Raw genomic sequence first — 23,738 nt, 5'->3', positions numbered from 1 at the left:
TCACCAGCCCAGTTCGTCGGCGGTCGTTTCGGCGATGGCGGGCGAGCACGTCATGCCCCGGCCGCCCGGCCCGGTGACCAGCCACACGCCGTCGCTCACCTGCTGGCGGTGGACGACCCGGCTGGTGTCGGTGCACTGCGCGTACACGCCGGCCCAGCGGTGGCGGATCCTCGGCAGCGGCCGGCCGAGCAGGGCCTCGACGACGCCGGTGAGGTGCTCGTACGGCTCCTCGACGGTGTCGAAGGCGAAGGGGTACTCGTACTCGTGGGTGTCCCCGATGGTCAGCCCGCCGTCGCGGCGCTGCACCATCAGCAGCTGCATCCTGTGCGCCGCGGCGGTGGGCGCCTGCGCCTGTCCGGCGTTGAGCGCGTCCAGCGCCTCGCTCCGGTACGCGGGGTAGTAGCGGAAGCTGTCGGCGTCGGCGACGGACGTGGTGAGCGGTTCGCCGAGCGGGTCGGTCTGCATCATCTGGAGGCGGACGCGGCGGACCGGCAGGTCGGGACCGGCGAGCTCGCGGACGAGGCCGCCGAGCCAGGCGCCGGTGGCCAGGATCACGGCGTCACCGGTGTGGACGTCGCCGTGGTCGTCGCGGACGGAGGCGGAGCCCACGACCTCGCGGACCTCGCGCCCGCCCAGGAAGGTGTACCGGCCGGACTTCAGCAGTTCGTTCTTCAGCGCGACCTGGGCGGTGCGCGGCTCGACCGCGGCGTCCCGCTCGCACCACAGGGCGGCGGCGAAGTCACCGCGCAGCGCCGGGTTGATCGCGCGGGCCTCGTCGGCGGTGAGCAGCTTGTAGCCGCGCGCCGCCGCATCGAGGCGGGCAACGGCCGCCTCGGCGACGGCGATCTCCAGCTCGGTGCGGATCGGGGTGAGCGAGCCGCAGGACCGGAACCCGAGCCCGGGAACCCGGGCCCCGACCTCCTCCCACAGCTCCCGGGCACGCAGCGCGGTCTCCAACTCCTCGCCACCGGCACGGCCGCTGACCCATATCTGTCCGAAATTGCGGAGCGATGCCCCGCGCGCCTCGCTCTCGCGCTCGATCTGTACGACCTCGTGGCCGCGGTTCACTGCGTGCCAGGCGTGCATGGTTCCCACCACGCCGGCTCCTACGACGATGACTCTCACGACGGCAACGCTCGTGGGGGCCGGTGTCCCGGAAGGATCGGCTCGGCAACGGGACGGTGAACCGGACCCCAAAGTTGGCCTAGACCCGTTACGTTTCCGTGACCTTGAGAGGCGGGTGCGCCCGGGGGCCTGCCGGGCGTCGCACCGCCGACGACAGTGCGAGGACAGACCCCGGGGCCGTCGCTGGGGGCTTCTCAGTACCCGTGCTGCGGGTCAGTACCCGTGCTGCGGGCCGAGGTGCGCGGTGAACGAGAACCGGTCCCCGCGGAAGAGGGTCCGGACGCGCTCCAGCGGCGCCCCGGCCGCGTCGCGCGAGACCCGGTGCATGAGCAGCATGGGCAGCGCGGGCGGCGTACCGATGAGCAACGCCTCGCGCGGTGTCGCCAGCACGGTCTCGATCCGCTCGTCCGCGGCACCGAAGACGATCCCGAGCCGGTCGCGCAGGTACGCGTAGAAGGACGAGTCGGGGTCGAACTCCGTGTCCAGGTCGGGTACCCGGGCGACGGACACGTACGTGCTCTCCAGGCCGACCCGGTCGTCGTCGGCGAGCAGCACCCGCTCCAGGTGCCAGACCGGGTCTCCGCGCCCCACCCCGATGTCGGCGGCCAGCCGCTCGGGGCAGGGGAACCGTTCCAGCTCGATGAGATGGCGGCCGGGCGTACGGCCCTGGCGCCGGACCCCCTCCGTGTAGCTGGCCAGCGAGAGCGGCTGCTCCAGCTTGGGGCCCGCGACGACGGTGCCGCGTCCCTGGCGGGCGAGCCGCCCCTCCAGCAGGAGTTCGCGCAGCGCCTGCCGCACGGTCTCGCGCGAGACCTCGTAGCGCTCGGCGAGGTCGCGTTCGGTGGGCAGCATGCCGCCCTCGCCCAACTCCTCTATGAGGACGGATACGCGTGCCTTGACCGCGTAGTACTTGGGGATACGGCCGTGCTCCGGGATACCGGAGCGGATGGGTGCGCCAGGTGTCTGGTCGTGCGGGTAGTCCACGCCGGGATGGTGGCAGACGGACATGAACACTTGTGGACGGACCTGCGGGACGGGCCGGGTCAGGAGCCGGAACAAGGATCGGGGTCGGGGGCGGAACCGGGCTCGGGGCGGGGTCCGGGGCCGGGGTCGGGACTGCGGCCGGGTCAGGAGCTGGAACGAGGACGGGGGCCGGGCTCGGGTCCGGGACCGAGGCCGGGGCGGGCGCGCCGCATCCGTCGGGACCGGACCACCGCGGCCCCGCCGCCGATCAGGAACCCGGCGACGGTGACGCCGGAATACGGAACGGTGGCGGGACCGGTCGCGGCCGGCTCGGGAGGCCGGTGCTGCGGGTGCTCGCGCGCCGGGGTGCGGCCGGGCGAGGGCGGGGTCGAAGGCCGGGTCGAGATCGGGTGTCCTCCTTCACCGGTCCCGCCGCCCCCACGGGATGTGCCGGTCCCACGGGATGTGCCGGTCCCACTGGTCCTGCCGCTGTCACGGGTTCCGCCGTTGTCACGGGGCCTGCCGGTCCCATCGATTCTTCCGCTGTCACGAGGCCTGCCGGCCTTGTCGGTCTTACGGGAGGCACCGGTACCGGTGCAGGACGCGTGCGTCCCGCCCGCCCTCCCTCCGCCGCCGTAGCCCTCGACGTCCTCGACGACGGCGAAGACGTAGTCGCCGGACTCGCCGACCCACGCTCCGTCGTCCTTGTCGGCCCCGCCGCGCTTGCCCGCCTCTCCGTTCGACGCGCGCAGGCGCTGGACGATCGCCGCTCCGGCGGTGATCCGCCCCGGGCTGGTGTCCGAGGTGAACGCCATCCTGACCCGGACGGTGACGGTGCGCCCCGCCGGAACGGTGAAGCCCTCGAAGGCTTCGGCGCCGCCGTCCTCGGCCTCGCCGTCGCCACCGTCACCGCCGCCGAAGACGCCGATGTGTTCGTCCTGGTCGGTGGTCTCCCAGGTGACGCGGTGCTCCACATCGGGGCGGCTCTGCTCGGAGAACACCAGCTGGATCTGTTCCGAGGTCAGCTTCCGGTCCTCGTCGACGAGAACGAGGACCGGGTGAACGGCCCGGCACACCTCGTCCGTGGTGTTGGTCAGGTCCAGGAACCAGGTCCGGTAGCCGCCACCGGACGCGTACGTGCCCGGACCACCATGGATACGGGTGCGGATCGGGAACTCGCTCGCCTTCGGATCACCGCAGCCGGACTGCTCGTCGTCGGTGGCGGCGCCCGGCTTCGCGACGGCGGTGGCCGACGACGCGGCGACGGCGGGCGCACCGGACGTGCCGCCGAGGACGGCGGGGACCACGCTCGCGGCCGCCAGCCCGAGCGCCAGTCCGTGCCGCGTCCGCCCGGTGGGCGGGGAGGCCGCGGTTGCGGCGGATGTGGCGGGTGTGCCGGATGCGGCGGGTGTGCCGGACGGGGACGGCGTGTGGGACATGCGGGGGCTCACCTTCGCTGCTCACCGGACGGGCGGTCCCGCTCGCCCGAACGGCCGGTCCTGCTCACCGAGCGGTCGGTCCTGCCTCACCGAACACCCGGGTGTCGCTCGCGTCGCACGGCCCGTGTCGAACCGGCCCGCTCGCTCGCCGGACACTCCCCCGGCACCCTTCACCGGCGGCCTGCCCGGCCAGGAGGGCCGCCGGGCCGACCCGGGCATCGGGTGAAGGGCGGGGCACGGGCCGGGCGAGCATTGAAGATCTTGGCCGGGTCCGGAGCGGCGGCCGGCACGTACAGCTACAAGGCGCCGGAGATGTGCGCGTCGGCCGCCGCGGGATCCGGCCAAGATCTTCAGCACCCGCCCGGCCTGTGCGCCGGAGTTCACGGTTCTGGACACGCGACACTGCCACGCACGCGCGAGGCGACCGGCACCGACGTGCCGGAATGCCCTCCGGCCGGCCGCCGGGACCGCTCGTTCGGCCCAGCCCCGGACACCGCCCCCGTACCCGTACCGCGCCCCCAGCGCCGAACCCGGCCGGCTCTCGCACTTCGGCGACGGCGTTGCTTAAGTGACGTGTATGACTGGCAACGCGACTCCCGGGACGCCTGTGGTGTCCGAGACCTTCCCGCCCGCCCTGCGTGTCGGACTGATCGGCTACGGACTGGCGGGTTCCGTGTTCCACGCCCCGCTGATCGCCGCGGCCGAGGGACTCGTCCTCGACACGGTCGTCACCTCGGACGAGGAGCGGCGGGCGCGGGCCCGGGCCGAGTTCCCCGCCGCGCGGCTCGCCGCGTCGCCCGAGGAGCTGTGGCAGAGGGCGGACGAACTCGATCTGGTCGTGATCGCGTCACCGAACCGGACCCATGTCCCGCTCGCCACCACAGCGATCGAGGCCGGTCTGCCGGTCGTCGTGGACAAGCCGATCGCCGGTACGGCCGCCGAGGCTCGGCGGCTCGCGGCACTCGCGCGGGAGCGCGGGCTGTTGCTGTCGGTCTTCCAGAACCGTCGCTGGGACAACGACTTCCGCACCCTCACCCAACTGCTCGCGGACGGCGAGCTGGGCACCGTACAACGCTTCGAGTCCCGTTTCGAGCGCTGGCGTCCACAGCTCAAGGGCGGCTGGCGCGAGTCGGGTGATCCGCAGGAGATCGGCGGGCTGCTGTACGACCTGGGCAGCCATGTCGTCGACCAGGCGCTCGTGCTGTTCGGGCCGGTGGCGCGGGTGTACGCGGAGTCCGACGTACGCCGTCCGGGCGCAGCCGCCGACGACGACACGTTCCTCGCGCTCACCCATGCGAACGGGGTCCGCTCGCATCTGTACGTCAGCGCCACCGCCGCCCAGCTCGGCCCCCGCTTCCGGGTGCTCGGTACGGCCGCCGGCTATGTGAAGTACGGCCTCGACCCGCAGGAGGCCGCCCTGCGCACGGGCGCCCGCCCGACGGACGACCAGCCGTGGGGCGAGGAACCGGAGAGCCTGTGGGGGCGGATCGGCTCGGGCGAGTCCCCGCTGACGGGCGGCGGCGCCCCGGTCCCCACCGTGCCGGGCGACTACCGCGCCTACTACGCGGCGGTCACCGACGCGCTGCGCGGCAGGGGCGACAACCCCGTGACCGCTCTCCAGGCCGCCGCCACCCTGGACGTGCTGGAGGCCGCCCGCCGCTCGGCCCGCGAGGGCGTCACCGTTTCCCTGCCGCCCGCCACGGACACGACGACCGACGCCTGACGGGCCCGGCCCGGGCGGGACACGCCCCCGCCCCGCGTCCTACGGCTCCCCTCTCCCACCCGTCCGTCAGGCCCGTCAGGCCCTGAACCTCGCGTCCCAGGCCCTGGACACGGCCGCGGTCAGGCCGTGGTGGCGGCTGCCGTGCCGGCGACGGGCATGTCGCGGTAGAGGACGGCCCGCTCGACCGCCGTCCAGGTGGTGCTGGTGACGACGTACAGGGCGGCGGCCAGCGGCACCACGGCGACGGTGAAGAGGGTGGCGAACGACAACAGCGGCATCAGCTTCGTCATGGCGCCCATGCCCGGAACGGGCTCGCCGTCGGGCCCGGTCGCGGGGACGACCGGGTTGGCGGCCATCTGCCGCTTCGTACGCCGGAAGTTGAACGTGGCCACGGCCGCGACGATCGCGAACAGTCCGAGGTAGACGAGCCCCTGCGCCCCGAACGGCCCGCCGTGCGCCAGCGCATCGTGCCAGCGCCCGCCGAGCGGGGCGTCGAACAGCTGGTGGCCGAGCAGCTCGTTGGGCCCGTCGCCGATGCTCCGGCTGGAGAACAGGTGGTAGAGGAGGAAGAACGCGGGCATCTGGAGCAGGCTCGGCAGACAGCCGGACAGCGGCGAGACCTTCTCCTCCCGGTGCAGGTCCATGAGCGCCCGCTGCATGCGCTCGGGGTCCTTGCCGTGCTTCTTCCGCAGTTCGGCGATCTGCGGCTGGAGCCTGGTGCGGGCCTTCTGCCCGCGTGCCGCGGCCCGCGACAGGGGGTGTACGGCGAGCCGCACGAGCGCCGTGAACAGCACGATGGCGGCGGCGGTGGAAGCGCTCTGGAAGAGCGGGTGCAGTACATCGGCCAGCGCGCCGACCAGGGCGGCGAACGCGGACATGAGGACGGACATCGGTGAGCCCTCCGAGGGATCTCGTCGTGCCGGGAATACCGGAAGTGCCGGGAGTACCGGGGTCCTGGAAGTACTGGACGTACCGGAGCACCGGAGTACCGGGGGTGAGTAACGGACTCGGCATGACGAACCGCGAGGAGGACACCCGTGGCCGGGCGCCCAGGCGCACCTGCCACGGGCGCACCGCGCGTACACGCGCCGTGTGTACACATGCTGTGTCGGCATCCGCATGCGGACACGAGTGCGCACGCACACACGCACCGCCCACGCGTCGGACCGGCCCACGCACGGAACAGGGCGGAGGACGGACCGGACGGGCCCCTACGCGGTCGTCGGGAGGGCGTGCCCGGGGGCCCGGGGGCGTCTGCGGCCCCTGGCGTCCGGGTCCCGCTGCGGCAGGAACGCGGTGCGCTGCTCCCGGTCGCGTATCGCCGTGCGGACACGGGTCCGGGGCACGGGCGCGGCACAGCGGGCGCTGATGACCGCGGCGGCGACGAGTGCGGAGCCGGCGGCCGCGGTGGCGGCGAGGGCTACGGCGGCGGAAAGGCTGCCGCCCTCGGCGAGCAGGATCGCCGCGAACAGCTCGGTGACGAGGAGGAGCAGCAGCGCCACGGGGCGGGGCAGGCCGGTGACGCCGTCACGCGGACTGCGCGTGTCACCACTCATCGGCCCCTCCCCTCGTCGCTGTCATGCGCGGACTGTCACGGCACGGCTTTCGCGCACCTGTGCGTGCGCCATACTCTCCAGCCGTTATACACGACGGCTCGGACAGAGCGGCCGTTCCCCGTACCCCAGCCCCCCTCACCCCGAGGCGGGGATCTCTCCGGAGGCAGGGACCCCGGAGGCGGGAGCCCCGGGAGCGGGGACCTTCCCCGACGCACCGGTCCTCCCCGGGCCGCCGGTCTTCCCCGGACCGCCGGCCGGGCCGTCGGCCCCCTCCGGAACGCCGATCTCGTCCCGTGCGAGCACCTCGTCGTCCGGCCGGTCGTCGCGCACGCGCGGTCCCGCGCAGGTCACGGCGAGGGCGACCAGCAGGTTGGCACCGAGCGCCACGACCCCCGCGTTCACCCCCCACACCGGATCGTTCCCCGTGAACACGAAACCGCATACCGCCCCCACCCCGACGACCAGCCCGCTCACCGCCCCGGCCGACGTCAGCCGCCGCCACACCAGTCCCAGCAGCACCATCGGAAGCAGTTGCGCCATTCCCTCGTACGAGATGAGCGAGAGCCGCACCAGTGTGTTGGGCGCGGTGTAGGTGAGCACGAGCGCTATCACGCCCGCGGCCACCACGACGCTCTGCGCGGCACCCTTCTGCCGCCGCTCCCAGCGCGGCACCAGGGACAGCACACTGCGCCCCCACATCGTGCCGATGACCAGCATGAACACGGCCATCGGCACGATCGACGACAGCGCCGCCGCCACACCGACGACCCCGACCACCCACGCGGGCAGCGAGTCCACGACGAGCTTGAAGAGCGCCAGGTTGGACTCGGCGCCGACGAGTCCCGGCACGACGAAGAGGGCCGCCATGCCGAGCAGCATCGGCACGAAGAGCAGCACGTTGTACGCGGGCAGCAACATCGCGTTGCGGCGCAGCACGTCGGCGTTCTTCGCGCCCAGGTACCCCGCGACGGTGGTCGGGAAGATCACCACGGTGAGGGAGTTGAGGAACGAGGTGGTGATGAACCACGCCTGTCCGAGCCCGCTGTCCCCGTGCCCGGGGAAGGTCAGCCACTCGCTCTTCTCGGTGACGAGCCGGTCGAGGAAGGCCCCGTACCCGTCGAAGTAGTGCAGCGGCACGTAGACGACGAGGAAGCCGAGCGTGGCGATCACGAGGACGTCCTTGAGCACGGACACCCACGCGCTGCCGCGCAGCCCGCTCACCACGACGAAGCCGGTGGTGACGGCGAAGGCGATGAAGTAGGCCCAGTTCAGGCTGATGGCGCCGTAGGAGATGGTCGAGACGACCACCCCCATGCCGGTGATCTGGAGCTGGATGTACGGGAGCAGGAACACGGTCGCGAGAACGGCGACCAGCGCGCCGAGCCAGGGCCGCCCGAAGCGATGGGCCACCATGTCGGTGATCCCGACGAGTCCGTGCCTGCGCGCGTACGCCCAGAGCATCGGCCCGACGACGTAGCCGAGGGCGTAACCGCACGACATGTACGCCACCACGTAGAGCACGGGGGCGCCGTAGTTGTACCCCCATCCCGCGGCGCCCAGGTAGCTGAAGCTGGTGTAGCCCTCGCCGGCCATCAGCACCCAGATGAACACGGTCCCCAGGCTGCGCCCGCCCACGGACCACTCCGCGAGCCCGCCGCCGTCCGTTCCGTGCCCCTTCCGCGGCCCGCGCGCCGCGAGCAGCCCCAGGGCGACGGTGAGCACCATGAAGACCCCGAGGACGGAGGTCGCGACCGCCGCGTTCACCGGCGGTCCCCCCGCCTGGTCAGCCATACGGCGACGGGTGTCAGCAGGGTCGCCCCGAGCAGCCAGACGAAGAGGAACGGCAGCCCGAGAACCACCGGCGTCACCCGGTTCACGAGCGGCAGCATCCCGAGGTACAGCACATAGGGAACCAGCAACCACAACAACTGCGGACGTCGTCTCAGCACGTCGGGCCACCCTAGTTCCCCTCCCCGGCAACGTCTGCCCCGTCGCGCCGCCCGGCACTTCCCGAGCTCTCAGCCTCGTTCGAGCAGGGGAGACCCCAGCGGCCGGCCCACAGGGTTCGACAAGACGGTCTACCGCCGACGCAACGAAGTCGAGCGGACCATCAATCGGCTCAAGCACGGTCCGTTGCACCCGGACAGTGGCGACGAAGTTCGCTGAGTACGCGCCCGTCGACAGCCCTGACGTCCCACAACGAGCTGTCCACTTCGGTCAGGACGACCATCACCCCGTCCTCGGCGGACCCACGTGCTTCGGCGTCGATCAGACGGAGGAAGGGGGTCGTCAGCGACAACAGCGTCAACGTGTCCATGCTGGCGTCGGCAGACCGCGGGAGCGCCCCGCGGCGCGTGGCCGCGGGGCGCCTTGTGGGGTTTAGTCGATCTGCTCCCCGTCGTGCATACCCCCCTTGCAGCGGTTGTCCGCCAGATCGGGCATTCCGCCGCCCTGCTTGCACTCAGAAGGGGTGACGTAGGACGGGTCACCCTGTGCGGTGGCGGTGGCGGTGGCGGCGCCTGTGAGGCCGAGTCCGGCGAGGGCTGCCGTGGCGATGACGGCGGTGAGGATTCGTCGAATGCGCATGTGGTTCCCCTTTCACGGATTGCCTCGGTCGGGGCACTAGTCAGCTTGATCCACACCCCTGTGGGAGGCACGTCATGTCGCGCCATTCAGGTGACAGTGCCGGCGGGTGCGGGGTCGGTGACGCGACCCGTCGGACAGGCCCTGGTTGCACCGCCCCCGGAGGCCCACAGGTCCACGCCCCCCGTTCCCGCCCCCGGCTCCCCTCCACTCCGTGCACCGAACCGGACGCCTCCTACCGAACCCGGACATCGGCGAGCCTCCCCCACACCACGAGCCGGTACCGGGAGGTGAACTCGGGCGTGCAGGTGGTGAGCGTCACATAGGAGCCGGCCGCGGTGTATCCGGCGCCCGGCTTCACCCCGCTGCGCGGAACGGGCGCGATGACACCGCTGTCGCGAGGACTGGTCCGCGCGAGCGTCCGGTCGACGGTGTACGTGTACACGGCGTCCCGGGTCTCGATGCCGATCACGTCGCCGCGGCGCAGGCGGTCGATGCGCCGGAAGGGCTCGCCGTGGGTGTTGCGGTGTCCGGCGAGTGCGAAGTTGCCCGCCTCGCCGGGCTGCGCGGTTTGCGGGTAGTGCCCGACGTACCCCTTGTCGAGGACGCCGCGCTTGCCGATGCCCTGGGCGACGGGGGCCACGAGCCCGATCCTGGGAATGCGGATGACGGCGTACGCCTGGTCCCACCGGGGCTCGGCGGGCGCGGTGCGCCCCTGGGGCGTACGCCCTCCGGAGCCCGCGCCACGGTCCGGCCCGTCACCGCTCCCGGTGTCCCGGTCTCCCGCTCCGCCCGTCGTCCCCGCTCCGTGTCCTCTCTCCCCCTCCGGCTCCTGCCACGTCTTCCGCAGGGCCCGCACCTCGTGTTCGGCGTCGGTGCGGGCCTGCCGGTTGGTCCACCACAGCTGATGAACAACGAGCAACAACAGGACGACGCCGAGGGTCACCACCGCCTCGGCCGCCGTCCAGAGAACGCGCGCCACGGCCCTGCGTCCCCGTGCGCCGTGCTGCACCACCACCGGTATCCGCTCCCGCACGGCCCGCACGATAGGGCCCGGCCCCGTAACTCTCCAGGGCCGGAACAACTCTCCGTCCATGCGGCGCGCCGCAGTACCGTGTGGTTCATGCGTCCCGACACGCCTGCCGACCACACCACCGAAGCCGAACGACTGCTGCGCACCGCGGAGCGCTATCCCGAGGACCGTGAACCGCTTCTCCTCCAGGCCGCGGCCCATCTGGAACTCGCCGGCGACCGCGCCCGTGCCACCACCCTCTACGAGGACCTGCTCGGCTCCCCCGGCCTCGACCACCCGCACCTGGTCAAGGCGCTGAACGCGGCCAACCTGTGGGAGTACGGCCACGAGGCGGAGGCCCGCGCGATCCTGGAGGGTGTCCGTACCGCGAAACCGCTCGACCCGGCACCGTGGGAGATCGCGGCGGAGACCTTCGAGTCCCACGACGAACTGGACGCGGCCCACGACTGCTTCACGACCGCGCTGACCCTCCTGCTGACACCGGGCGAGGAGGTGCCGTACGCCACACAGTCGCTGCTGATCGGCCGCCACCGCGTCCGCCGGCTGATGGGCGTCGACCACGATGTCTGGGACGACCTGGCGGACGCCGTCCACACGGCCTCCGTACCGCTGGACGAGCTCCACGACCCGAAGCGGCTGTGGGCGCTGGGCTCCTCCGACCCCGGCGAGCTCCGGGCCGAGATCACCCGCCTCCGCGCAGAACTGGGCACCTACCGCACCGCACTGTCCCGCCCGTTCCCGGTGGCGATGCTGCACTGGCCGGCCCACGAACTCGACGAACTCCTCGCCGCGTACCCGAACCTGCGCTCCGAGTACCCCTCCCACGCCGACCACCTCGCCCGTCTGGAGGCCGCCCTCCGCGACCTCCACCAGGCCGGCACCCCGAACCTGGGCATCGTGACCGGCACGGTCCCCTCGTACGAGGCTTTCGCCGCGTCGGAGGCCGCCTCCCCGGCCGACCCGGACCTCCTCCCCCAGTACGCCACCACCCTCGCCGCCCGCGGCCGCGCCGTCCCCTGGCCCCCGGCCCGCAACGCCCCCTGCTGGTGCGGCTCGGACCGCCCCTACCGCAAGTGCCACGGGGCCGAATGACCGGAGAGGGGCCGTGCCCCGTCGCCCCTGCGGCGGGGCAGGGAATCCGCGGGCTTCCCGGACGCGGGGCCACGTACCCTCCCCCCATGCCCGAACTCCGACGTCTCCGCCCCGTCCATGCCCCGGCCGTCCTCGCCTTCGAGCGGGAGAACCGCGCCTACTTCGCCGCCTCGGTGCCGGATCGCGGCGACGACTACTTCACCCACTTCGACACCCGCCACGCCGCCCTGCTCGCCGAACAGGCCGCGGGAACCTGCCACTTCCACGTCCTGGTGTCCACCGACCCCCTCACCCGCGGGGAGATCCTGGGCCGCTTCAACCTGGTCGACGTGGCCGACGGCTCCGCCGAACTCGGCTACCGCGTAGCCGAGAAGGCCACCGGCCGCGGCCTCGCCACGACCACCCTCCGCCACCTGTGCACCCTGGCCGCCGAGGAGTACGGCCTCACCACCCTCCGCGCCGCCACCACCCTCGACAACCCCGCCTCCCGAGCGGTCCTCACCCGCGCCGGCTTCACCCCGACCGGCGAGGAACTCCTGCTGGGTGGTCGGCGGGGGCTGGGGTACGTGCGGGACTTGAATCGGGGTTCCGAGGTCAGGAGCCGGGGCTAAGAACCCCGTAATCGCATGGCGGAATGCGGGAAACGCTGCTTCTTCACCTTCTTCGCCCCAAAGCGGCAAGGTGCCTGGTCCTGTGTCTCGCGGTCGGTGGCGCCCCCAGCTGACCGCCAGCCGCGCGATCGCCCCGCCATCTGATCGACGGCTTCCTCCCTGATCGCGCCCAAGCCGTCGACCGACTGGAGACAGCCTGGTGCGCTTCCGAACCATCGATTCGGGGAGAAGCGACTTCGCCTTCATCGGTCGAGAGACCGACAGGTAGTAGGAGACTTGACAGTGATGAACATCGCGAAGCCTTCCTCCCCCGGCGTCTCTGCCCGCATGAGCCGCCAGCCGAGCCGCGACACAACACCGGAGGTGGCGGTCCGGAAGTTGCTGCACGCCTCCGGATACCGCTACCGGATCAATGCGCGGGTGCCAGGCATGTCCCGTCGGACGATGGACATCGCCTTCACCCGGGCTAAGGTGGCGATTTTTCTGGACGGCTGCTTCTGGCACGGGTGCCCTGTTCACGCCACGCAACCGAAATCGAACGCTGAGTGGTGGCGGCAGAAACTCGACCGCAACATGGCGCGGGACAAGGAGACAACCACCCATCTTGAGTCCCAAGGATGGACGGTCCTGAGGTTTTGGGAACACGAGTCGGTCGAGGACGTCATGGGCAAGGTCACCGCGACAGTGGGGCCACCGTCCCTGGGCAGGGCGGGATGTGCCGCGCCCAAGTCGTGACTGTGAGTGGCGCGACGGTCGCACGCACACGACGTGCAGGGTCGGTACCTCATCGATTCCCTGGCCGCCCGCGCCTGCCAGGACGGGTGACACTGTCGAAGTTCTGGTAACACGCATCGGCGCTCATCTCACCCAATAGGGTGTAGAGGCCGTACGGGGGCCTGGCGACCGCCGTCCCCTCGGCATGCCTGTGATCCGCGAATGCGGAGGGTTCGAGGTGGCGGCTTCAGTGGACAAGAACGGGGAACGGTCGACTCTCATGACCGATGAATTCGACGCGATGTACGACACGTTCAAGGCTCTGTTGGAATCGTTCCCTCCCACGGAGGCGGTCAAGCGACTCGAGCAGTTCGGCGTCGGCCGTGACATCGTCGAGCGGATTCGGGAGAGGCACGAGCAGGAGGCCCTCCGCATCAAGGAACTCGAGGAGCCGCAAGCGGTCGTTCGAGACAATCGCATCACCTGGTACACGGGTCCCCAGTCGAAGGACAAGTGCTGGCCGGCGATCGTCTCGCTGCTCCGCAAGGACGGCTGGCCCGAAGAACCTGCAATCAAGAGCCTCGACGACTCCTCCAGTCGCGTCGTGTCACTGCTGAACCACCCGAAGGAAAAGTCGTTCGCCACGCGGGGCCTCGTGGTCGGCTACGTACAGTCGGGCAAAACGACCAACTTCACGTCTGTCATGGCCAAGGCCGCCGACCGCGGCTACAAGTTGTTCATCGTTCTGGCCGGCGTCCATAACGGCCTCCGCCGTCAGACGCAAGCCCGCCTCGTCCAGCAGCTCGTGGAGCCGAACCCCTCGCTTTGGTCCCAGCTGACGGGCCTCGACCACGATTTCACCCCGCACGAGAACCCTGCCTCGTACTTCGGCAAGAACAACAAGACACATGTGCTGTGTGTCGTAAAGAAGAACGCGACAGTCCTCCGCAAACTGGCCAAGTGGCTCGACAAAGCGTCGGCCTACCTGGCCGACTGCCCCGCGCTGATCATCGATGATGAGGCCGACCAGGCGACAGTGGCCACCAAGTCGATCAACCCGCTGATCCTCGACATCATGAGCAGCCTGCCGCGATCCGCATACGTCGGCTACACCGCCTCTCCATTCGCGAACCTGCTGATCGATCCGAGCTCCGAGAACCTGTATCCCAAGGACTTCGTCGTCAATCTCCCCAAGCCGGAAGGTCACTTCGGCACCGAGGTGCTCTTCGGGCGCTACGCGCTCGACGGAGACGACCCGGAGGACATCGACGACGGATACGACATGATCAGGTCCGTTCCCGACGAGGATGTGCTAGCGGTGCGCCCGGGAACACGAGCCGAAATCGATGGTTTCGAGCCGGTCATCACCGACACCTTGCAGAGGTCTGTCCAGTACTTCTGGATGGTGACCGCTGCCCGACGGTGGCGCGGCGTCGGCAATCCGCACAACACCATGCTGATCCACACAAGCGTCAACACGACAGTGCACAACAGCTTCAGAAGACCGCTGGAATATCTTCGTGACTGTGCCTCGCGGTCCCTGACGGACGCGAAGTTCATGTCCCACCTGCGAGACCTGTGGGATGAGGAGACTGCGCGTGTCCCCGCCAAGGACTTCGGCGAGACCAAGGTGCCGTTCGACCGGCTTGCTCCCGAGCTGGCCGGGGTGCTCAACAGCTGCCGGATCATCATGGACAACTCCAGCAGTGAGGACCGCCTCGACTACGAGAACGGTCCGGTCGTGGCCATCGCGGTGGGCGGGAACACGCTCTCACGCGGACTGACGCTGGAGGGCCTGTCCGTAAGCTACTTCGTCCGAGCAGTGTCGGCCTACGACACCTTGCTCCAGATGGGGCGGTGGTTCGGTTTCCGTAACGGTTACGCAGACCTGCCGCGCATCTGGATGACCGACGAGTTGGCCGAGTGGTTCCGGCACCTCGCTACTGTCGAAACCGAGATGCGCCGTGACATCGACGTCTACCTGACCGAGGCCGAAAGTCCACTCACATTCGCGGTGCGCCTGCGCACGCACCCCGCCCTGCGCGTGACCGCAGCCGCCAAGATGCGCGACGCCGTCACAGCAGCCTCCTCGTACGGCGGCAAGCGGGTCCAGACCCACTTCTTCCACACCGATACCGATTGGTTGCGCAGGAACATTGACGCCGCGAAAGCTCTGGTTGCCAGCTCCGCCGCGAACGCGAATCAAGTGGATGAGCACCTGTCGGCGGGCCGGTACCTGTTCCGCGATGTGCCGCACGACGTCGTTACCGCGTTCCTGACGGCATACCAGTTCCACGAGAAGTCCCAGGAGAACAATGCCGATCTGATCACCGGCTACATCCGAAAGCGAGTCAGGGCTGGCTCGCTGCGACGATGGAACGTCGCGATCGTCGGCACCCCCAAGGGAAAGGGGGAGGACTTCAGCTTCACACCCATCGTTACCATCGGACGTGTCAACCGTGCCCGCCTGGATCTACCCAACCCCGGACCGGACTTCGCCGACATCAAGACGCTGATGAGCCGTCGCGACGCCGCGATCGATCTGGCAGGAAACACGGCGAAGCTGACGGAAAAGGAGATCATGGTCGAGCGTCGGAAGCAGTTGCCCGACACCGGTTTGCTTGTCCTGTACCCGATCGACAAGGTGTCCGAGCCGAATCCTTCGAAGAAACTGCGCGCGCCATTGAACGCCGAGGAGCATGTAATCGGCGTAGGTCTGGTCTTCCCCGCGCCGAGGGACCGTGACAGCGAGGTGGAGGGCTACATTGCCGCCAACTTGACCAACGTCCGAATCGAGGAGGAGGACTACAGCATCCTCGACGGCGAGGACGCATGAGCGACGAGACGCTCCGCAGGGTCGTCGGAGACAGATGGACGGCGCTTGAGGTCGAGCACGCGTCGGGGGAACACCGCCTGCGGGTGTCTCCGCTGCCGGTCGGCACCGAGCAGGGTCCGCTGATGGCGGCTGTCGACCACCACGGATACCGCCATCTTCTTGTGCCGATACCCGTTCACGGGAAGGTTCGCCCTGGCCTCGACGGCCCCGTGCTGCAACTGCGCAAGCGCGCGCTGGAGGACGAGGAGAGCTACCAGACGTACGCCGACCTCGGCTGTCTCCGCGACGGCTTCGGAGACCTGTTCACAGAACTCTGCGTGGATGTACTGGGCGCAACAGAGGAGATGTCCGCGAACCCCCTCAAGGCTCTCTACACCGTCCTCGACCGGTGGAAGGCGCTCTTCCGTTCGCAAAGGGATTCCCTGAGTCCGGAGCAGCTTGCGGGCCTGTTCGGCGAGTTGATGGTTCTGCAGCGGCTCCTCGACAAGGACCCCAGCGCACATCGACTGTGGCACGGCCCGAGCGGGTATCGCCACGACTTCTGGGCCGGGACGACTGCCGTGGAGGTGAAGACGAGTACTTCAACGGAAGGGCGGAAACCGAGGATCCACGGTCTGGACCAGTTGGAGGCTCCTGAAGAGGGAGAGCTCTGGCTCACCTGGTTCCGGCTCCAGAGGACCACCGCGGCCGGTGTGGGCACCGGCTTGGTGGAGCTGATCGGTCGGACACTACGCCTGTGCGACGACGAACGTGCGCTTCTCGACCTTCTTGCCGGGGCTGGATATCGTCCAACTGACGTCGACCGCTACCGGGATGTTCGCTTCGTCGTCAGCGAGGAGCGTTGGTACCGGGTCGGCCCCGACTTCCCCGGCCTCACGGGTGCAGCCCTTGCCGCAGCAGGCGTCCCGGTATCGGCCCTGAATGTCGAGTACACGATCGACCTGTCCGGTGAATCTCCTGCTCCGTTGGAGATCGGCCACGTGACCCGGGCGGTCAACCGCTTGATCCAGGAGTCGGTGTGACGAAGCCCAGTTGGTTCTCCCAGGCCTACCCTCCGGAGGGTGCGAGCGCTGCCGAAGGGATTCGCAATCAGCTCGGGCGTCCGCAGCTCGACCTGCTCACCATCCTGGTGCGGGAGTCGGCACAGAACAGTTGGGATGCTCGCATTCAGAACTCCTCCGCTCCCGTCGACTACCGCATCGATATGTGGACGGTCGGCCCGGCCCATGCCGGTGCGTGGCGTGAACTGCTACTCAGCGGCGCGCCTGCCGAGCGGGACAGCTTCCCACTGCGCGAGATCCTCAGACGCAATTCAATCCGAGTCATGGCTGTGTCCGACCGTGGCACCCGCGGGCTCGGAGGGCCCACGCGGGCCGACGCTTTCGAACCCGAACATGACTTCGTGTCGTTCGTCCGCAACATAGGTGAACCTCGGGACAACGCTCTGGGAGGCGGTACGTACGGCTTCGGCAAGGGCATCTTCTACCTGTTGTCCAACGCCGGGACGATCCTTGTGCACTCACGCTGCCGCACCACGCAAGGCGGCTACGAGACCAGGCTCATCGGCTGCACGCTCTGGAAGAGCTACGTCGCGAACGAGTCCGGCGGGAATCGCCGCCACACCGGCCGGCATTGGTGGGGTGACATCTCGGATGACGTTGTCGAACCACTGACCGGTCAGGACGCGGACATCGTGGCCCGGCGTCTCGGGCTCCGTCCCTTCGGACCCGAGGAGACTGGAACGATGGTCGTCGTCATCGATCCGATTCTTGACGAGCTCAGACCGGTTGAGGCAGCCGACTATCTGGCCGACACCATCGCCTGGCACCTTTGGCCCAAGATGATATCCACGGCCGGAAAGCCCGCCGATATGCGGTTCTCCGTCACGTGCGACGGGGTCGAACACCCCGTGCCCGACCCCAGGGAGACCCGTCCACTCAACATGTTCGTTGCTGCCTACGAGAAGATGAGCAGCCGGGACGGCAGCGAGCTGCACTGCAATCGCCCCAAGCGCTATTTGGGGCGCCTCGGGCTGGAGAAGCGGATCATGCCTCCACTGGAGCCGAGCCGAGCCTCCCGTATGGTCGACATCGAGGACCTTATTCATCACGTCTGCCTGATGCGCCCCGCTGAACTCGTCGTCACCTACCGGCCCGGGCCGAAGCCGCCCAGTGTGAACCAGGGTTACGCCGGGGTCTTCCGGGCCGACGAGTCCATGGACGAGATCTACGCCAAGGCCGAGCCACCCACACACGACGCCTGGAATCCGCAGTCCCTCGAAAGGCCCGAGAGCACGTTCGTGCAAACGACCTTCCGACGCGTCGGCGAGGCACTGGAGAACCTGCTCTCGCTCGGCGGTGTCGCGCGTCCCGGAGCAAGCAACGTCGCGCTGGGTGCGGCCAGTTCGTTCTTCTCCGGGTTGGTGGGCGGAGCCTGGGGCATCGGTGGGGACACGGCGTACTCCAAGCCGGGCAGCACCGCCACGCGGCGAAAGTCGAGGGCAAACGACGCTGGAGAGAGCACTACCCCTTCAGGCACGGGCCAGCCCTCTCCTACGACGGCATCGGTCGGTTCGAAGGATGTGGCAGGAAACGACGAGCGGACCACGACGCCGCGAAGACGCCCGCAAGTCCGGTACGTCGGTGCCCCTTACTACGAAGATCGCGGGGACACGTCCCTCCTCGTCCAGGAGTTCCGTCTTCCTGTGCCCGGGCCGCAGCGGGTCCGAGCAGATCTGGCCGTCACCCTGCCCGGAACGGGGGGACGTGAGACGGACCCGCCGATCGGAGCCAGCCTGCCTGAGCTCGTCGGCTGGGAAGACAGCGCCGGCCAGGTGCACGACTCCGACGTCTTCGAGATCGAGGGCGGAGAGTCCCTCTGGCGTGCGCTCGTGCTCCCGGCCCCGGACACCGTGACAGAAATCGGCATCACTGTGGAGGCGGTGAGGTCGTCCTGACTCGCCGAGTTCTTCCGTATCGCACTCCGTCAGACAACGTCGTCTCCGCCGCAAGCTGGTTTCTGGTAACCGCGGACGGCGAGGTCGCAATGCCGGAGGCACTACCGGACTGGGACTATCGGATGGACCTGCACCTACGCAGGACCGTCCGGATCGACCTGGACCGGGCGCGCTCCCAGTCAGGTCTCCCGGCCGACGCAGCATTGATGCTCGCAGCCGTGTGGACCGCCACCGGATCCAGCCTCAGCGGCCCGGGGCGACATATACGTCTGCCCCAGGCGGGCACCGTCCCGGTGGAGATCAATGTCGAGCTTCGCGGGGCCGACCTGGGCGGTCTGCTCCTCCTCGACACCGCCCTCGTCCTGGCCGAACGGCGCACCGACGCCCGCCCCTCGTCCCCCCGCAGAGCGGGCTCTGTCCTCTGGAGTGATCGAGAAGCACTGCGCCTCCAGGGCGATGCGCCACAGTTCCCCATGGCCGTGATCGACTTCGCCCGTACGTCCTTCCCCGACTGCGCGGCCTGGCACCTGCAAATCAGCGGCGGCCTGGAGAGTGCCGCCATGGGTGCCCTCCTCCTACTCGTCAACGAGCAAAACACGGTCACTGCCGCCGCCTTCGAGAACGCGGGAAAGCCCCGACCGGTCGACCGGGTGGTGCTCTCTGCGGTGTACGCAGACGCCGCCCGGATCATGGTCGAGCATGCGCTCGGCCACGAGGACTTCACCGAGGACTCCGACTACCCGGAGGACTCGCTCGGCGCGACCTTGCTCAGCCTGCTCGATCGGCTCTTCCCCGACCAGTCGATCACTGACATTCGCCTGCGCCAGCGCCAGTCGCCGTCCTTGTTCGCCTCGGATCTGCAGGCGGCAGTCAAGATCTTCGAGGTGCTGTGATCAGCTTTCTCTACCCTCGCCTGCTCGCCGACCAGGCCACCCCTCTCTTCACCGAGTACCGGCAGCTATCGACCTCCGAGTTGACCAGACGCGTGGCCTTCGCCCATGAGTCGGCGGTGTACGTGGCCACGGGCGGCGACCGTGTCTCCGCCGATCGACTACGGGAATTGCGCGAGGGCGTTGTCGACCTTGCCAAGCGTGCAGGCTTCCCTGACAACTCCGAACGCACGCGCAATGCCGAATTCGATCTCGCACTCGCCGCCTTCCTGCACGCCGAGATGGGCATGGTGCCCGCCGAAGCCGCCGCCCGTGACGTGTGGGCCTTTCTTGCCTTGATCGTCCTGCCCGACGTCGCCTTCTGGCGCTACCCCCAGCCGCCCAAGGACCGCGTCCTCGGTACGGATCTCACCAGACACGTCTTCGGCCGGCTCTGGTGGCGGGCCCAGCTCGTGCGCTCCTCCGACGCCCCGGAACCGTACGGCGCTCTGAAGATTCTCGGGGAGGCCGCCTTCGACCAGATCTACGCACGCCGAGCCGCGCTCGGTGGCAGCCCGCACATGGTAGGAGCCATCCTGCGAGTCTGGGCAGAACTCGACCTGCAGGGCCTGAACGAACGCGAAACTCTTCGCGACTTCCTCAAACGACTGCTAAGGCTCGCCCCGTTCGTTCTCTTCGACGGCGTCGCCGGAGCGGCGCTGGACGACGAACTGCACGCTGTCGCCCAGGAGTCCATCCATGCGCAGCGACTCGCCACCCTGCAGATCGACCTGAACGTAGCAAGGGACACCGGACAGAAATCGACCTCCGAGGAACGGAGGAACCAAGTGGCGCCGGGGGGAGAGACACCGGTGTCTCGGACACTCTCGACCCGGGATGTGTCCGTACCTGACCGCCAGCTCCGCTCCGTCGAGATCTGCGCCGGGTGCGGTGCACAGGCGCTCGGACTCGAGCGTGCCGGTTTCGAGCCCATACTCCTCATCGACAGCAAGGCCGACGCCTGCTTCACCATCGAGGCGAACCGTCCCGAGTGGGACGTCATCTGCATGGACCTCGCACACTTCCGGGTTTTCGAGCGACAGGACGTCATCGGAGTCGACCTTCTGAGCGGTGGCCTCCCACGCGTCAAGTCGATGGCCACCGTCGGACGCGACGAGGACACCGACGAGCGCAAGGTGCTTCGAGCGACGATTGACCTAGCCCGCATCATCAGGCCCAAGGCTGTGCTGTTGGAGAACGTTCCCGACCTCGTCGAGAGCCCGGACTTCGAGGTAGATCGTTCATGGATGACAGAGGCTCTCGTGCAAGCGGGATACGAATGCCATTGGGCAGTCCTGAACGCAGCCGACTTCGGAGTGCCGCAGAACCGTCGCAGCGGATTCCTGGTCGCACTGCAGGGCCCATACCACTCACGGTTCTCCTGGCCCGAGCCTGCCGACAGGACACCGCCGACCGTGGGCCAGGTGCTCGCACCCACGATGTCTGCAAATGACTGGCCAGGGGCGGAACGCTGGGCCAAGGGAGCCGACCGCATTGCGCCCGCCCTCGTCGGAGGCTCCGACCGGCGCGGTGGAGCGGACCTCGGTCCGACCGGCAGCAAGAAGGCGTGGGAGGCACTCGGCGTGAACGGCAGCAGCCTCGGCAACAAGCCGCCCGGACCGGACTTCCCCATGGACGGCCTGCCCAAGCTGACCGTCGAACAGGCTGCCCTGATCCAGTCGATTCCCGAGGACTGGCGCTTCGCTGGCGGCAAAACGTCCAGGTACCGGCAGATCGGTCACGCCATGCCACCCCCGCTGGCAAGCGCCGTCGGCCGAGCGATAGCAGCCGCTCTGCGAAGCTAAGATCGCCCCATGCGTACGTCCCGCCCCCGCGACCCCGAGCCCGTCACCGTCCTTGATCTTTTTTCCGGCTGCGGGGGCTTCACTCAGGGCTTTCACGAGTTCCGTCCAACCACAGCGCCGGATGGAGGCCCGGTCTTCCACAGCATCGCGGCCGTCGAACACGACACGGCAGCGGCTGCCACGTACGCGGCGAACTTCGGAAGCGGCCGGGGGGACGACAACGTTCCACCGGCACGTATCCATCTCGAGAACATCGAGGACTGGACGCCGACGTCGGACGAGCTGAGTGCAGACGTCGTTGTCGGGGGCCCTCCCTGCCAGGGTTTCTCTGCGCTGAACCGTATCAAGAAGGGCACCGAGCGCAATCGCCTATGGGAGGAATACGTCCGCGTTGTACAGGAAATCAGGCCCAAGGTCTTCGTCATCGAGAACGTTGACCGATTCCTGAAGTCGGACGAATTCCGTAATCTCCTCAAAGAAGTGAGCGAGGGCGGACGGCTGGCTGATTATCGACTTGTCGATCCACCGGGCCACGAGCCGACGGACACAGAGGAACGCAGGATCAAGCGGTACCTGCTCAACGCCGCCGACTACGGCGCGGTCCAGGCCCGTCGCCGCGCCATCGTCATCGGCGTCCGAAAAGACATCGACAGCGGCCGGACAATGGCGTACCCCATGGCAACTCACGTCCGACGCCCACGACTCGGCAAGGGCAGCTCGACGCAGGCGTTCGACGGTATCGATGTGGGTCTGCCGTACTGGCGTGCCGTGGACAGTGTGTTCGAGGAGTCCTCCGAATTGAGGCTCCAGGGCACCGAGCTTCCGGACTCCAAAGAAGATGTCGCCGACGTGAACGCTCGCGTCCTCGGTATCTTCACCACTCGTGACCTGCACTTCGGGCGCAATCCGGAGCCGCTGTCGATCGCCCGCTACAAAGCCATCCCTCCAGGTGGAAACCGTAAGGATCTGCGGGGAAAGTGGTTCACTGTGGACGAGGATGGCCGTATCAGGATCTTCGGCGAGCCGAACCCTCAGGGCGTGAAGACCACGGTGGCCTACCTTTCGACCGAAAGCTGGGACAACCACAACTCCGGCACCGGTGACGTGATGGGCCGCCTCCGCCTCGGCGAGCCCTCGGTCACCATCCGGACAGAGTTCTTCAAACCGGAAAAGGGCCGCTATCTCCACCCGACGGCCGCCCGCCCCATCACCCACTACGAGGCCGCCCGTATTCAGGGTTTCCCTCACGACTTCCGTTGGTGCGGCTCGAAGACCGACATCGCCCGCCAGATCGGCAACGCGGTGCCCATCCCTCTCGGCACAGCCATAGCATCCTCGATCCACGCCTTCCTGCGCGGCTGACCGGAAGGGAGCTTCCCCCTCAGCTGCATCGCGACGGAGTCACCAAACCATCACCAGCCGTCCGTGCTCGGCCAGGACTCAGCTGGTGCGGCTGACTCCGACATGTCAGCGACGCCCCGCCGCCACCCAGATCACGGAAGCTCTCGGCATCAGCGCCGGGGGCTCCCGTTCCCTCTCAACCGGGCGGAAACCTCCCATCCCTGACACAACAATGCTCGGCTACGCTCGCGGCATGGCTGACTTCATCCAGGTGTCCACCGCAACGCCAGACCGTCAAGCTGCTGTAGATCTGGCCCGATCTGTGGTTGCTGAACGGCTGGCCGCAGGCGCTCAGATCATTGGCCCTGTCACTTCCGTTTTCTGGCACAACGGAGACTTCGGCATCGGAGAAGAGTGGCAGCTCCTTTTCAAGACCCGTAGGGAGCTATATGCAGAAATCGAAGATTACATTCTACGGAACCACCCGTGAGAGAATCCGGAGATTGTAGCAGTGGCGATTTTCGCGGGTTCAACTGCTAGCCTCCGCTGGGTGGAAACCAACACTAAAGGTCTCCCAAGCACACACTAGGCGTTGGCCAGATCCAACACTTCTGCCACTGCCGACAATTCCTTGTACGCACCCAGCTTTTGCACCACCAGCCTGATCCTCTGTTGCGGACGGACAGAAGCCACCCCTGCCGCCAAGGAAAGAGCCTTCATCGTCGCATGCGCTGCTTGTTCAACTTCGCCAGCAGAAAGATACGCCTCCGCTAGCCAGGACAGGTAAAGACTTTTGTCACGAGCAAAATTATCTCCATACCCGGACAAGGCGCGCTCGAGCGCCGGAACAGCCCGAAGCGGACGGCCCAGCTCCGTCCAGCATCGCCCAATCATGATCTGAATCTCGGTGTGATCCACCCAAGCCGCCCAGTCAGGTTGAACCGCCCCGGGTTCGGTAGAGATCTCAGATTGTGGTTGTGACCTGGGGTTTTGTCAGTTCCGTGTAGTAGTTGGTCTCGTACTCGACGGGTG

The 23,738-nt window shown here is 68.5% G+C and carries 21 protein-coding genes and 1 pseudogene; 12 read left to right on the top strand and 10 right to left on the bottom strand.

Annotated elements, in window-relative coordinates; genetic code table 11:
- The 3 genes from AB0E67_RS30350 to AB0E67_RS30340 form a co-directional block, all read right to left on the bottom strand.
- A complete protein-coding gene (locus AB0E67_RS30350) occupies positions 1-1,125 on the bottom strand; it encodes a TIGR03364 family FAD-dependent oxidoreductase (RefSeq protein WP_362032582.1) in 1,125 nt (374 codons plus the stop codon).
- 213 nt (positions 1,126-1,338) lie between these two features.
- Positions 1,339-2,109, bottom strand: coding sequence for a GntR family transcriptional regulator (locus AB0E67_RS30345; protein ID WP_362032579.1), 771 nt, complete (start codon positions 2,107-2,109; stop codon positions 1,339-1,341).
- A gap of 143 nt (positions 2,110-2,252) precedes the next feature.
- On the bottom strand, positions 2,253-3,527 hold the full coding sequence (locus AB0E67_RS30340) for a hypothetical protein (RefSeq protein ID WP_362032576.1): 1,275 nt from the start codon (positions 3,525-3,527) through the stop codon (positions 2,253-2,255).
- Positions 3,528-4,104: 577 nt separating this feature from the next.
- Between AB0E67_RS30340 and AB0E67_RS30335 the strand changes: the two genes are divergently transcribed.
- Positions 4,105-5,250 (top strand): Gfo/Idh/MocA family oxidoreductase, encoded by a 1,146-nt coding sequence (locus AB0E67_RS30335; RefSeq protein ID WP_362032573.1) that lies wholly within the window; start codon positions 4,105-4,107, stop codon positions 5,248-5,250.
- Positions 5,251-5,369: 119 nt separating this feature from the next.
- Here AB0E67_RS30335 and AB0E67_RS30330 read toward each other — a convergent pair whose 3' ends face one another.
- The 4 genes from AB0E67_RS30330 to AB0E67_RS30315 all read right to left on the bottom strand — a co-directional run bounded on the left by AB0E67_RS30330 (position 5,370) and on the right by AB0E67_RS30315 (position 8,725).
- On the bottom strand, positions 5,370-6,140 hold the full coding sequence (locus AB0E67_RS30330; protein WP_073783293.1) for a YidC/Oxa1 family membrane protein insertase: 771 nt from the start codon (positions 6,138-6,140) through the stop codon (positions 5,370-5,372).
- 321 nt (positions 6,141-6,461) lie between these two features.
- Positions 6,462-6,806 carry a DUF6412 domain-containing protein gene (locus AB0E67_RS30325; protein WP_362032570.1) on the bottom strand — a complete coding sequence of 115 codons (345 nt, stop codon included), beginning with the start codon at positions 6,804-6,806 and terminating at the stop codon, positions 6,462-6,464.
- Between the two features lie 135 nt (positions 6,807-6,941).
- Complete coding sequence (locus tag AB0E67_RS30320) at positions 6,942-8,570, bottom strand: sodium:solute symporter family protein (protein ID WP_362032693.1); 1,629 nt, start codon at positions 8,568-8,570, stop codon at positions 6,942-6,944.
- Entirely contained in the window at positions 8,567-8,725 is a 159-nt protein-coding gene (locus AB0E67_RS30315) for a DUF3311 domain-containing protein (protein ID WP_362032690.1), read from the bottom strand. Before AB0E67_RS30315 ends, AB0E67_RS30320 begins: the two co-directional genes overlap by 4 nt.
- Positions 8,726-8,855: 130 nt before the next feature.
- On the opposite strand from AB0E67_RS30315, the pseudogene AB0E67_RS30310 reads away from it, so the two are divergent.
- Positions 8,856-8,985, top strand: a pseudogene (locus AB0E67_RS30310) (IS5/IS1182 family transposase); the annotation flags it as partial.
- 200 nt (positions 8,986-9,185) lie between these two features.
- Here AB0E67_RS30310 and AB0E67_RS30305 read toward each other — a convergent pair.
- Positions 9,186-9,392: a hypothetical protein gene (locus AB0E67_RS30305; RefSeq protein ID WP_362032567.1), complete on the bottom strand. Its 207-nt coding sequence runs from the start codon at positions 9,390-9,392 to the stop codon at positions 9,186-9,188.
- 232 nt (positions 9,393-9,624) lie between these two features.
- Positions 9,625-10,434, bottom strand: a complete 810-nt coding sequence (locus AB0E67_RS30300; RefSeq protein WP_362032564.1) for a class E sortase — start codon at positions 10,432-10,434, stop codon at positions 9,625-9,627.
- Positions 10,435-10,512: 78 nt separating this feature from the next.
- Between AB0E67_RS30300 and AB0E67_RS30295 the strand changes: the two genes are divergently transcribed.
- The 10 genes from AB0E67_RS30295 to cutA all read left to right on the top strand — a co-directional run bounded on the left by AB0E67_RS30295 (position 10,513) and on the right by cutA (position 23,196).
- The gene (locus AB0E67_RS30295; protein WP_362032561.1) at positions 10,513-11,514 is read left to right on the top strand and encodes an SEC-C domain-containing protein; all 1,002 of its coding nucleotides are present in this window, start codon (positions 10,513-10,515) and stop codon (positions 11,512-11,514) included.
- Between the two features lie 86 nt (positions 11,515-11,600).
- Entirely contained in the window at positions 11,601-12,125 is a 525-nt protein-coding gene (locus AB0E67_RS30290) for a GNAT family N-acetyltransferase (RefSeq protein ID WP_362032558.1), read from the top strand.
- A gap of 285 nt (positions 12,126-12,410) precedes the next feature.
- On the top strand, positions 12,411-12,860 hold the full coding sequence (locus AB0E67_RS30285; protein WP_362032555.1) for a very short patch repair endonuclease: 450 nt from the start codon (positions 12,411-12,413) through the stop codon (positions 12,858-12,860).
- Positions 12,861-13,119: 259 nt separating this feature from the next.
- A complete protein-coding gene (locus AB0E67_RS30280) occupies positions 13,120-15,675 on the top strand; it encodes a Z1 domain-containing protein (protein ID WP_362032552.1) in 2,556 nt (851 codons plus the stop codon).
- Positions 15,672-16,697, top strand: coding sequence for a PD-(D/E)XK motif protein (locus AB0E67_RS30275; protein WP_362032549.1), 1,026 nt, complete (start codon positions 15,672-15,674; stop codon positions 16,695-16,697). Before AB0E67_RS30280 ends, AB0E67_RS30275 begins: the two co-directional genes overlap by 4 nt.
- Positions 16,694-18,631, top strand: coding sequence for a hypothetical protein (locus tag AB0E67_RS30270; RefSeq protein WP_362032546.1), 1,938 nt, complete (start codon positions 16,694-16,696; stop codon positions 18,629-18,631). Before AB0E67_RS30275 ends, AB0E67_RS30270 begins: the two co-directional genes overlap by 4 nt.
- An 89-nt stretch (positions 18,632-18,720) precedes the next feature.
- Positions 18,721-19,524: a hypothetical protein gene (locus AB0E67_RS30265; RefSeq protein WP_362032543.1), complete on the top strand. Its 804-nt coding sequence runs from the start codon at positions 18,721-18,723 to the stop codon at positions 19,522-19,524.
- Positions 19,521-21,365 (top strand): DUF6339 family protein, encoded by a 1,845-nt coding sequence (locus tag AB0E67_RS30260; RefSeq protein WP_362032540.1) that lies wholly within the window; start codon positions 19,521-19,523, stop codon positions 21,363-21,365. The genes AB0E67_RS30265 and AB0E67_RS30260 overlap by 4 nt, the downstream gene beginning before the upstream one ends.
- A 9-nt stretch (positions 21,366-21,374) precedes the next feature.
- Complete coding sequence (locus tag AB0E67_RS30255) at positions 21,375-22,727, top strand: DNA cytosine methyltransferase (RefSeq protein ID WP_362032537.1); 1,353 nt, start codon at positions 21,375-21,377, stop codon at positions 22,725-22,727.
- A 232-nt stretch (positions 22,728-22,959) separates the two neighbouring features.
- Positions 22,960-23,196: a divalent-cation tolerance protein CutA gene (cutA, locus tag AB0E67_RS30250; protein ID WP_362032535.1), complete on the top strand. Its 237-nt coding sequence runs from the start codon at positions 22,960-22,962 to the stop codon at positions 23,194-23,196.
- Between the two features lie 95 nt (positions 23,197-23,291).
- Here cutA and AB0E67_RS30245 read toward each other — a convergent pair whose 3' ends face one another.
- On the bottom strand, positions 23,292-23,624 hold the full coding sequence (locus tag AB0E67_RS30245) for a hypothetical protein (RefSeq protein WP_362032532.1): 333 nt from the start codon (positions 23,622-23,624) through the stop codon (positions 23,292-23,294).
- Positions 23,625-23,738 lie beyond the last annotated feature (114 nt).

The sequence above is a fragment of the Streptomyces sp. NPDC032161 genome, assembly GCF_040636995.1.
GTDB lineage: Bacteria > Actinomycetota > Actinomycetes > Streptomycetales > Streptomycetaceae > Streptomyces.
This window is presented reverse-complemented; position numbering and strand designations above follow the sequence as displayed.

What these genes read in the sequence shown, in the direction of transcription:
- AB0E67_RS30290 (WP_362032558.1), top strand. Translation starts at nt 11,601, where the DNA reads ATGCCCGAACTCCGACGTCTCCGCCCCGTCCATGCCCCGGCCGTCCTC.
- AB0E67_RS30325 (WP_362032570.1), bottom strand. Translation starts at nt 6,806, where the DNA reads ATGAGTGGTGACACGCGCAGTCCGCGTGACGGCGTCACCGGCCTGCCC.
- AB0E67_RS30265 (WP_362032543.1), top strand. Translation starts at nt 18,721, where the DNA reads ATGCCGGAGGCACTACCGGACTGGGACTATCGGATGGACCTGCACCTA.
- AB0E67_RS30295 (WP_362032561.1), top strand. Translation starts at nt 10,513, where the DNA reads ATGCGTCCCGACACGCCTGCCGACCACACCACCGAAGCCGAACGACTG.
- AB0E67_RS30340 (WP_362032576.1), bottom strand. Translation starts at nt 3,527, where the DNA reads ATGTCCCACACGCCGTCCCCGTCCGGCACACCCGCCGCATCCGGCACA.
- AB0E67_RS30305 (WP_362032567.1), bottom strand. Translation starts at nt 9,392, where the DNA reads ATGCGCATTCGACGAATCCTCACCGCCGTCATCGCCACGGCAGCCCTC.
- AB0E67_RS30255 (WP_362032537.1), top strand. Translation starts at nt 21,375, where the DNA reads ATGCGTACGTCCCGCCCCCGCGACCCCGAGCCCGTCACCGTCCTTGAT.
- cutA (WP_362032535.1), top strand. Translation starts at nt 22,960, where the DNA reads ATGGCTGACTTCATCCAGGTGTCCACCGCAACGCCAGACCGTCAAGCT.
- AB0E67_RS30275 (WP_362032549.1), top strand. Translation starts at nt 15,672, where the DNA reads ATGAGCGACGAGACGCTCCGCAGGGTCGTCGGAGACAGATGGACGGCG.
- AB0E67_RS30280 (WP_362032552.1), top strand. Translation starts at nt 13,120, where the DNA reads ATGACCGATGAATTCGACGCGATGTACGACACGTTCAAGGCTCTGTTG.
- AB0E67_RS30335 (WP_362032573.1), top strand. Translation starts at nt 4,105, where the DNA reads ATGACTGGCAACGCGACTCCCGGGACGCCTGTGGTGTCCGAGACCTTC.
- AB0E67_RS30330 (WP_073783293.1), bottom strand. Translation starts at nt 6,140, where the DNA reads ATGTCCGTCCTCATGTCCGCGTTCGCCGCCCTGGTCGGCGCGCTGGCC.
- AB0E67_RS30285 (WP_362032555.1), top strand. Translation starts at nt 12,411, where the DNA reads ATGAACATCGCGAAGCCTTCCTCCCCCGGCGTCTCTGCCCGCATGAGC.